The sequence below is a fragment of the Leuconostoc sp. BM2 genome (assembly GCF_002095565.1).
GTDB classification, from domain to species: Bacteria; Bacillota; Bacilli; order Lactobacillales; family Lactobacillaceae; genus Leuconostoc; species Leuconostoc falkenbergense.
The window spans coordinates 1-9,124 of the sequence record NZ_MOWQ01000050.1 but is presented as its reverse complement, the minus strand read 5'-3'; the positions used below and the strand labels follow the sequence as shown (position 1 = coordinate 9,124).

The following is a 9,124-nucleotide window of genomic DNA, read 5'->3' as shown; positions in this document are numbered from 1 at the left end:
GACGCTCCCATAGAAACTTGTTATGTGCATTTGACTTTTTCATTCAAAAAGTCCTCCTTTTTCTTTGTTGTGTTATCAACACACGCACAGAATAACAAGAATCAAAAAATTGTCATAAAGGTAAATGATTTTTCCTGAGGCAAACAAAAAAGCCCATCCAACGGGATGAGCTTTAGTTAATTTACAAAAAATAATTCAACGACACTCAATCCAAAAAAGTTTGAGTGTGGTAGATTGTAAAATTGACATGTTTGACGGATAACAATAGTCCACGGCATTTGTATTGTAAATTGGGGTTCAGAGGCTATGGTCAAGAGCCGAATTCTCTGTTTGATGGCAAAAAATATTACAACGAAAGTTTATTGTTACTTGATTCTCATTCATTTACCGCAAAATAATGTTATGTCATGGATAACCACTATCAGAATTTTTTTAATATATGGCAGATTGTAAAATTAAACCGAACACCTTGCATAAAAAAGCTGCAGAGACTTTAATGGTAATTGACCAAAATCAACCATAAAGGATCTGCAGCTTATGTCTTCTAGTTTATCAGCTCACGAACGTTATGTCATTGAAACAATGATCAAACTTAATCATTCAACTCGTGAAGTCGCCCGTTTCTTAAAGCGTCCTCCTGCAACTATTACCTACGAGTTAAATCGAATTAAACCATACAATGCACAACAGGCTCATCATTTAGCCCAGTGTAATCGGCACAAACATGGTCGCTATCCGTCCTTAACACCCGAAATATCAGCTTTTTTGAACCATCACATTGGTATCTTGAAGTGGTCGCCAGAAACGGCTGCTCATGTATTGGGTATTGCTTTCAAGACTATCTATAACTGGATTCATCATGGTTTGCTTAAAATTGAGGTGTCAGATTTACCTGATAAAGGCATCCGACGTAAGCGTCAATCTGATGGCCGTAGACGTGTTTTTGCTCATGGCCGTTCAATTGAAAAACGACCAAAAACTGTCCAATTAAGACAAGAATTTGGTCATTTTGAAGTTGATACGATGCAATCTGGTAAAACACGTGGCGATGTTTTAGTGACCATCACAGAACGATTGAGTCGACAACATATCATGAGACATGTCAGTGGCCGCAATAGTCAGGCAGTGACACCGGCAATTATTAGTTTTTTCAAGGGTATCAAAAATGCTAAATCAATCACAGTTGATCACGGTCGGGAATTTGCCAAATATGATGAAATAGAAGAACAGCTAGGAATACCGATGTATTTTGCGCATCCATATTCACCAGAAGAACGTGGTAGTAATGAAGTGCTGAATCGATATGTCCGGCGTTTTATCCCAAAAGAACGCAAAATTGAAACCATCAGTCAGAAAGAATTAGAACAAATCAATCATTGGGTTAATGCCAGACCAATGAAAACGCTCAACTGGCAATCACCACGAAAGGTTTTTCTGCAGTTTGCAGTGTTCGGTTAATTCTTGCAATCTACCAATATCAATGCCTAATGATTTAAACAATTCTTGCCCTTCACTCGTTAATTGCAATTCATTTTGATATCCTACCAGAAAACCGGAATTGATTAAGTAGTCATAGCAATCAACCCCCACCTTGCCTGCCATGTGAGTGTAACAACTTCTGCAATAAGCAAGTTTATTAAGCGCCATTCTTTGATGATATGATTGTGTCAATTTTTTAGGGCTAATCACCATTAATTGTTCAATTAGATGTGCAATATCTAAATTACTCAACTGATAATAAACGAACTTACCGCGTTTATAATAGTCCAACCAGCCTTCATTATAAAATTTCTTTAAATGATAAGAAGCTGTTTGATCCTTTATCGTGGCAACTTTGGCAATTTCATGAACCGTGTGAAATCGGCCATCCATGAGAAATGTTAGAATCGTTAAACTAGATTGATCAGCAAGTAATTTAGTTACATCAATCATATTTGGTAAACCTTGTTCTGTCATAAAATTCCTTTCAAAAACATATCGATGCGCATCGAACAATCTTTCATATAAAATAACTGTATCACATCGAAAAGGATGACAGCAAAATGTTCAAACAAATTCACAAAGAGAGCCTCTACTATGGATTTCCAGTCACACTTTTAGCAACACAAAGTATTGACGGCACAGACAATATTTCGCCTATCAGTTCATCTTGGACACTAAATAATCATGTTGTACTTGGTGTAAGTTTAGAGGGGCAAGCCTATCAAAACATGCTGACAACGCAAGAGGCAACTATCAACATTGCCGATAGTAAAATTTGGTCCAATATTGAGCGTATCGCAAGAACAACTGGAAAATCACATATTGATCGTAATAAAAAAATGATGGGTTATCAATACTGTTCTGACAAATTCCAGCTTGGTGGTTTTACCAAAATCCCCAGCACAACTGTCAAAACAGCTGCTATACGTGAATGCCCAATTCGAATTGAAGTTATCATTGAAAATATTGCGCCTCAGGATGATTTTGCCATTATTATTTGCAAAATTAAAAGAACTTTCGTTGATACTTCAATTCTACATGACAATAATCATATCGACGTCACAAAATGGCAGCCCCTACTTTATCAATTCCGATCATACACAACAACCTCCGCTAGTTTAGGACAAAATTTTCGATTTGAAGAATACTTGGATGTCAGTCATTAAACCAACCAACTAATCAGTAAAAGATATTGATGACACTATCAAACAAGCTTTTGAATGATCTTGTCAAACGCGCGTGTTGGCAAAATAGTGTGTAACGCAACTAATGCCTTGGCACCATAACCAACAAAATATCTTGTTTTTGCGCGTTTATTGATGACAGACTTCACAATTGTATCCGCTATCACTTCTGGATTAGTTAACTTATCTGATGAATAAAGTTGTCTCATTCGTTCTGCTGCCGCTAAAGCATGTTCTTGGTAAGCTGTTCCTTGAGACGTTTTTTTAAGATTATCAGCCGCTATTATACCCCAATTCGTTTTAATACCACCGGGTTCAATGAGCACGACATCAATGCCAAAAGGCTTTACTTCCATTCTCAGCGCATCACTAAATCCTTCTAGCGCATATTTTGTGGCATGATACCAAGCACCCATATAAGTTGTAATTCTACCAGCCATCGGATAATGCGACCAGACTGTTGCGCTCTCATGTAAGGTAAGACTAGTTGTGTCAATTTGGCTAATCCAAATAAATTAGTGTCAAATTGTTTTTTAGCCTCCGAAATATGCACGTTTTCAATGGCACCATAGGATCCGTACCCAGCATTGTTGATTAAAATATCAATTCGCCCAGACGCCTCAATAATGTGCGCCACTGCCTTAGTAATTGTCTCATCATCAGTGATATCCATGTAAATTGGTGAGACACCTAGCTGAACTAATGGTGCCAGCCTGTCTACACGTCGAGCCGCACCATAGACTTTGAACTGTTGAGCCGCTAATTTTTTAGCTGTTTGATAACCAATACCACTGCTAGCTACTGTAATCAAAACCACTTTTTGTGCCACCATCGTTTTTATTCTCCACTTACTTGCCTTAGATTTTAGCATGTTTTGACAGACATAAAAAGCCACGACTCAGTGTTAACCTCATCATGACTAAAAATGAAAAATAATTTAAATGGCGTGTTTCATTACGATTTAATATTTTCGTGCCACTTGTTTGAAGTATGTTTTTGATGTCTTCAGATAGATACCAAAATATATTAGCACGACCCCAGCAATCGTAAGACCCATTGTTGTATAAACCACTGGTCCTACCGTAACACCGAATAGTTGCAGTATTTTGATCATCATTGGCATTGCAAAGCATAGGTGCGCAATTGCAACCACAATCGGCAATCCAAATACCCATACAACTTGTGATTTGACCGTACGTTTCACCTCGCTGTGAGACATACCTACTTTTTGCAAAATATCAAACTGCTTCTTATCTGAACGTCCCTCAGAAATTTGCTTATAGTAAATAATTAGTCCTGTCGCCATGATGAAACTAATTGAAAAAATCAAACCAATAAAGAAGAATCCCCCATAGAAACTTTTTAACACAGACATGGTTTCTGATTTACTGTCAACAGTAATATTTTGCTCACCCTTAAATGTTTTTAAGAACTTGTCTTTTTGCTTGTCTGAGCCTTTGATATCAAATAAAAGTTGGTTAGTATACGAAATAGATTGTTTATTCTCACCCAAATCATTGAATGCTGAACCAATTTTGTCTGTCACAGTCTTAGACGGTATCACAATAATCATTGAGTGAGTCATGCTAGCTTGCATACTTGGCACGCCATCGATTTTAGATAAATGTTTTTTGACATGATAGCTTTGATTCAAGAATTTGATCGTATTATTCTTAAATGTACCTTGCCTATCATAAGCATAGACTTCGTTTGCCGCTAATGTCTCACAATGTTGATTTGTCAACTGATTAAATTGTTGGATCGTCATAAATAGAAAGTCTGACAAATTATCAGCTCTTGTAACTGCTGTACCACTTAACGGCATGGCATGACCGCTGCTGGTTAAATAGCCCGTGATTGGATTACTAATTTCCATGTGATACATTTTACTGAGCGCCACATCATTATCAGCAGCAGCTTGTTTCACCTTATTTTCCGATATGCTTTTATTAGCCACGTTAGTCATAATAATATCACGTGGAAATTGTTTATTGACATAATCTTGCTGTCCTACAAGCATTGATACGGTCGTGACAATTACAACCAATGCCATGGTAGTTAGCAAGGAAATACTTGCCAAGCCAGTGGCATTTTGTCTCATTCGAAACAACATATTAGAAACAGTAATGAAATGATCTGTTTGATAATAGTAATTGGTGTGCCCTTTCATTGTTTTTAGCACAATAGTAGATGCCACAATAAATAGCAAATATGTCGCTATCACAACCATGATTACAGCTAAGAAAAACATTGTCATTGCCTTTAATGGCGAGTCCACAGTCAATGAAATGTAGTATCCCCATGCCAACAGTAAAATGCCTAAACCAAATAATAACCAATGACTTTTAGGTTCACGCTCGCCCTTTTGTGACGCTTGTAAGAGCGATATTGTTTTCAAACGCCATACAACCCAAATATCACTCAACAGCAGTAGCATGAATCCTAATGCAAAAAATATCATCACAAAAATGATTGCACCCAAAGCAATGTTGAGTTGAAAGTTATTGCCCCCAACTAATTTAATAAACAGCAATAATAATAGTTTACTAAACAGCACGCCAGTCACAAGCCCAATCACTGTGACAATCATGTAGTTAATCAATTGTTGTCGCCAACTAATTTTGATGAGATCTCTTTTTTGCATCCCCAAAATACTGAACAGGCCGAATTCCGATTGTTTACGTTTATTCAAGAAGCTGTATGTATATAGCAAAAAAATGACAGACAATAGACCAATAACAACTTGTCCAAACATGAGCAGCTCAATGACTGAGCTGCTAGCTCTTAGTGTTTGAACACCTTTCGAATAAATCAATAATTGAATGACCAAGTTCAAAGCTACCGCAGCAGTACCAGCCAACATAAAAGGTAAATATTCTAACTTATTTTTGACAATTGATTGCCAAGCTAATTTCCAATATAACATGTCACATTGCTCCCCCAAACAAATTTGTTGTGGCATCATTAATCGTGATTAACATTTCTTGATCATTACGATTACCACGATAAATTTGGTGAAAAACCATGCCATCCTTGATAAATAAAACGCGCTTGGCACAACTGGCTGCTAAAGCTGAATGTGTGACCATCAGAATTGTCTGATTACTTTCATTGTACTTCCTAAATAGTGACAAAATTTCAGCCGCATTTTTTGAATCCAGTGCCCCAGTTGGCTCGTCCCCGAGTAAAATATCTGGATTAGTAATCAAAGCACGACCAATAGCCACTCGCTGCATTTGGCCCCCCGACAATTCGTAAGGATACTTATTGAGCAAATCTTGAATGCCTAATTGCTCGGCTAATCGGTGCAGTTTTTCTGATTTATCTTTTGTCCTTTTTGCCAAAACGAGTGGTAAATAAATATTGTCTCTGACTGACATTGTATCTAGTAAGTTAAAATCTTGAAAAACGAAGCCCAAGTGATCACGTCGATAGCTTGCCAATGTTTTATCAGATAAATTGGTTAGATCCTCATCGTTAAGCATGATTGTCCCTGTTGTTGGCTTGTCTAATGTTGCAATACAATTTAATAGCGTCGATTTTCCGGAACCAGACTCGCCCATGATTGCAATAAACTCACCAGCTTCAACTTCAAAATTGACGTCAGCCAATGCCGTAACCGTATTGTTTTTAAATTTACCTCGATACTCTTTTTTGAGATGCTCAACTTTTAGTAATGTCATAAAATGAATTCCCCTTTTGTTATGTCTATATTCATTTTAAATGAAAAAAGAGGTGAGTTGCCTTACACCTCGTCACTAAAGCTTACAGTTTCGTAAGGTTGTGTTTTTGTCTGCTTAAAATCAATTGTTACCGTGGTGCCGCTCCCCACCACCGACGCAATTTTGATATCATGTCCAAGCTCACTTAAAATTTGCTTCACCATGAACAGCCCCAAACCACTACTGTTATTTTCAAGACGACCATTTAGTCCCGTATAACCTTTGTCAAATAATCTTGGTAAATCACTGGCTGCAATGCCAATACCAGTATCTTTAATCACTACTTGATGATGATTTTCAAATATAACCTGAATGCAACCTTGTGATGTATACTTAATCGCATTGAAAATAATTTGTTCTAATACAAATTGAATCCATTTAGAATCACTCACAACTGTAAAATCTTCGCCCGTAATTGAAACTGATAGATTTTGACGAATGAAAAACAATTTGTAGGATTTAATCACATCACGGACAATTGCCTGCAAATGGATAGGTTTGAACGTCAAGTCTTGATGTAAATTCTTGAGGCGAATAAATTGCAACATCATGTTCAAATATTGATTCACAATGAGCAATTGGTTACTCGTTTCATATTTTTCAATCGTATCGGTTTGATTCATCAAATCCAACACAGACAATGGCACTTTAATTTGATGTGCCCACATGGCATAGTAATCTTGAATGTCTTGCATGGCGTTAACCTGAGTAGCTAACGCTTTTTTTTGCCGAATTGCCTGTTGTTTGAGCAAATTTTGATACAAGTGAGCCGCGGAAGAAGTCGCTGGCAAGCTTAAATTATCGACTGACAATCGCTCATCGGATAAAACATTTTTCAAAATTTTTCGCGTTTGAAACCAACGCCAAAACAATATAAATGTCATACCAATTAAAAAATATAGTCCCACATAAAGTGCATCGATTACAGCATCAATATCTAAAGAGCGCATCACAACACTCCAAAATAAAGCGCCAAAAATGGAGACAAAAAGCAGGTAAAAATACCAGTAATCCAGCAAAAATAACCAGATTGATTGCAGACATTTTTTAATCATTTAACGATAGCCCTTTCCCTTTAACCGTGACCAAAAACTTTGCAAATCCAATTGAGTCTGTTTTTTGACGTAAGCGTGCCAAAGTCACTGACAACGTATTGCGATCAATAAAAATATCATTGTCCCATAAATTTGACATAATATCTTCGCGAGAAACCACTTGATATTGATGACTAAACAACAAGTGTAACAACTTGGTTTCATTTCTAGTCAAAGTTACTGAGCGTGTTCCCGTTTTGAGTTGATCATCAATAATATCTAGACTAAAATCTTGAAATTTTAGAACGCTTCGATCAGACACAAACGTATATTCACGACGCAAAAACGCATTAATTTTGACAATCAACAATTCAATATTAAATGGCTTGGTGACATAGTCATCACCGCCAAAGTTCATCGCCAAAATTTGATCTGTGTTGTCATCACGACTGGATAAAAATATAATTGGAACCACACTGTCCTTTCGGATTGCTTGTGTCCAAAAAAAGCCATTATGATACGGTAAATTAATATCCATTAAAATTAAATGCGGCAAAAATTGATCCACTTCTGTTTTGACATGATTGAAATCATGGCACGCTTCAATTAAAAATCCCCAACTTGATAATGATTTTTTTAACAAATTAACAATTTCATGATTATCCTCGACTACAAATATTTTAAAACCCATGGCACTCCCACTTTTTTCATCTTATTGCAAAACGCCAGGCTTGTATTGCGCCGACATTATTGTTAAATTATAGTTATTGATTTTCACTATACCTATTGTAATATATGATATACCAAATTGTGCCCTTTCCGGTCATCTGTTAGTTATCATTTATCACAAATAACCCATACCACAGGAGAAATTATCCAAAGCATGACACCCATTGTAACAGAACGACTGATTCTTAAACCATTGCAAATAGATGACTACGAAAGTTGGTTTAATGGTTTTTCTAATCGCTACCCTGCCCAAACCCCTTATGATGAGCGCAAACTAGACATGAGCATTTGTACAGAATATTGGTTTGCCAACCTAGTTGGTAAGCATAATCGATTACGTGAAACTGACGATATTTTTGCTCATAAGTCAATAATTCGGACTATTTTTTATCTAGGGCTGAACTGATTAGGCAACTTTTATTTTTTGATTGGCAAGACTGATTCTTTCGTTGTTGAACCAATGAATATACTTGGACACATCTAAAATTAGATGTGCAATCGATGGAAACCGGAATTGATAAATCATTTCACGCTTTAATAGGGAGTGAAAACTTTCAATTTTGGCATTATCATATGGATGTCCTAGTTTTGAATACGAATGATCAATTTTATGTCGCTTTAACAAATTTTCAAAGCCAAAACTAGTGAACTGACTGCCCATATCAGTGTGTAAATAATTTGGTTTTTTATCAGTTGACAGCGATCTTTGTAGTGTTGTAACTACCAATTTGGTATCCATCGTGGCACTGATTTGATGGGCTAATATCTTACGCGTTTGTAACTCTAAAACTGACGCTAAATAGACCCACTGACCATTACTCAACTTTAAATAAGTGATGTCCATGCTCCAAGCATTGGCTTCGGGTAAATGCCTGATTAAGTTGGGACGTTGACGATAATCAACAGTTGTCGTTGGTTTGTTAAATCGACGAGTCATGACAGAGTATATGCCAGCTTCTCGCATTAAACGACG

Annotated in this window: 9 protein-coding genes and 1 pseudogene; 3 read left to right on the top strand and 7 right to left on the bottom strand. The window is 36.7% G+C overall.

All coding sequences use genetic code 11. The features are described from left to right. Positions 1-537 precede the first annotated feature (537 nt). Positions 538-1,458 (top strand): IS30 family transposase, encoded by a 921-nt coding sequence (locus tag BMG01_RS09610; RefSeq protein ID WP_004913681.1) that lies wholly within the window; start codon positions 538-540, stop codon positions 1,456-1,458. Here BMG01_RS09610 and BMG01_RS09605 read toward each other — a convergent pair. Then, positions 1,417-1,956 carry a helix-turn-helix transcriptional regulator gene (locus BMG01_RS09605; RefSeq protein WP_004913678.1) on the bottom strand — a complete coding sequence of 180 codons (540 nt, stop codon included), beginning with the start codon at positions 1,954-1,956 and terminating at the stop codon, positions 1,417-1,419. The genes BMG01_RS09610 and BMG01_RS09605 overlap by 42 nt on opposite strands. Positions 1,957-2,042: 86 nt before the next feature. On the opposite strand from BMG01_RS09605, the gene BMG01_RS09600 reads away from it, so the two are divergent. After that, a complete protein-coding gene (locus tag BMG01_RS09600) occupies positions 2,043-2,648 on the top strand; it encodes a flavin reductase family protein (RefSeq protein ID WP_036068259.1) in 606 nt (201 codons plus the stop codon). Between the two features lie 38 nt (positions 2,649-2,686). Here BMG01_RS09600 and BMG01_RS11040 read toward each other — a convergent pair. From BMG01_RS11040 to BMG01_RS09570, 5 genes and pseudogenes are all read right to left on the bottom strand, one after another. Continuing rightward, positions 2,687-3,498 (bottom strand): annotated as a pseudogene (locus tag BMG01_RS11040) (oxidoreductase). 129 nt (positions 3,499-3,627) lie between these two features. After that, on the bottom strand, positions 3,628-5,592 hold the full coding sequence (locus BMG01_RS09585; RefSeq protein ID WP_004913668.1) for an FtsX-like permease family protein: 1,965 nt from the start codon (positions 5,590-5,592) through the stop codon (positions 3,628-3,630). A gap of 1 nt (position 5,593) precedes the next feature. Next, entirely contained in the window at positions 5,594-6,349 is a 756-nt protein-coding gene (locus BMG01_RS09580) for an ABC transporter ATP-binding protein (RefSeq protein ID WP_004913664.1), read from the bottom strand. A 62-nt stretch (positions 6,350-6,411) separates the two neighbouring features. Next, a complete protein-coding gene (locus BMG01_RS09575) occupies positions 6,412-7,338 on the bottom strand; it encodes a sensor histidine kinase (protein WP_233127292.1) in 927 nt (308 codons plus the stop codon). Between the two features lie 97 nt (positions 7,339-7,435). After that, complete coding sequence (locus BMG01_RS09570) at positions 7,436-8,113, bottom strand: response regulator transcription factor (protein WP_004913656.1); 678 nt, start codon at positions 8,111-8,113, stop codon at positions 7,436-7,438. Positions 8,114-8,305: 192 nt separating this feature from the next. On the opposite strand from BMG01_RS09570, the gene BMG01_RS09565 reads away from it, so the two are divergent. Beyond that, positions 8,306-8,557: a hypothetical protein gene (locus tag BMG01_RS09565; RefSeq protein WP_188349647.1), complete on the top strand. Its 252-nt coding sequence runs from the start codon at positions 8,306-8,308 to the stop codon at positions 8,555-8,557. On the opposite strand, the gene BMG01_RS09560 is transcribed toward BMG01_RS09565, so the two are convergent. Continuing rightward, positions 8,558-9,124: IS3 family transposase (locus tag BMG01_RS09560; protein WP_143472293.1), on the bottom strand; the 567-nt coding region annotated here is incomplete at its 5' end.

Coding starts and splice junctions, on each gene's coding strand:
- BMG01_RS09605 (WP_004913678.1), bottom strand. CDS start 1,956: ATGACAGAACAAGGTTTACCAAATATGATTGATGTAACTAAATTACTT.
- BMG01_RS09585 (WP_004913668.1), bottom strand. CDS start 5,592: ATGTTATATTGGAAATTAGCTTGGCAATCAATTGTCAAAAATAAGTTA.
- BMG01_RS09570 (WP_004913656.1), bottom strand. CDS start 8,113: ATGGGTTTTAAAATATTTGTAGTCGAGGATAATCATGAAATTGTTAAT.
- BMG01_RS09610 (WP_004913681.1), top strand. CDS start 538: ATGTCTTCTAGTTTATCAGCTCACGAACGTTATGTCATTGAAACAATG.
- BMG01_RS09565 (WP_188349647.1), top strand. CDS start 8,306: ATGACACCCATTGTAACAGAACGACTGATTCTTAAACCATTGCAAATA.
- BMG01_RS09600 (WP_036068259.1), top strand. CDS start 2,043: ATGTTCAAACAAATTCACAAAGAGAGCCTCTACTATGGATTTCCAGTC.
- BMG01_RS09575 (WP_233127292.1), bottom strand. CDS start 7,338: ATGCGCTCTTTAGATATTGATGCTGTAATCGATGCACTTTATGTGGGA.
- BMG01_RS09580 (WP_004913664.1), bottom strand. CDS start 6,349: ATGACATTACTAAAAGTTGAGCATCTCAAAAAAGAGTATCGAGGTAAA.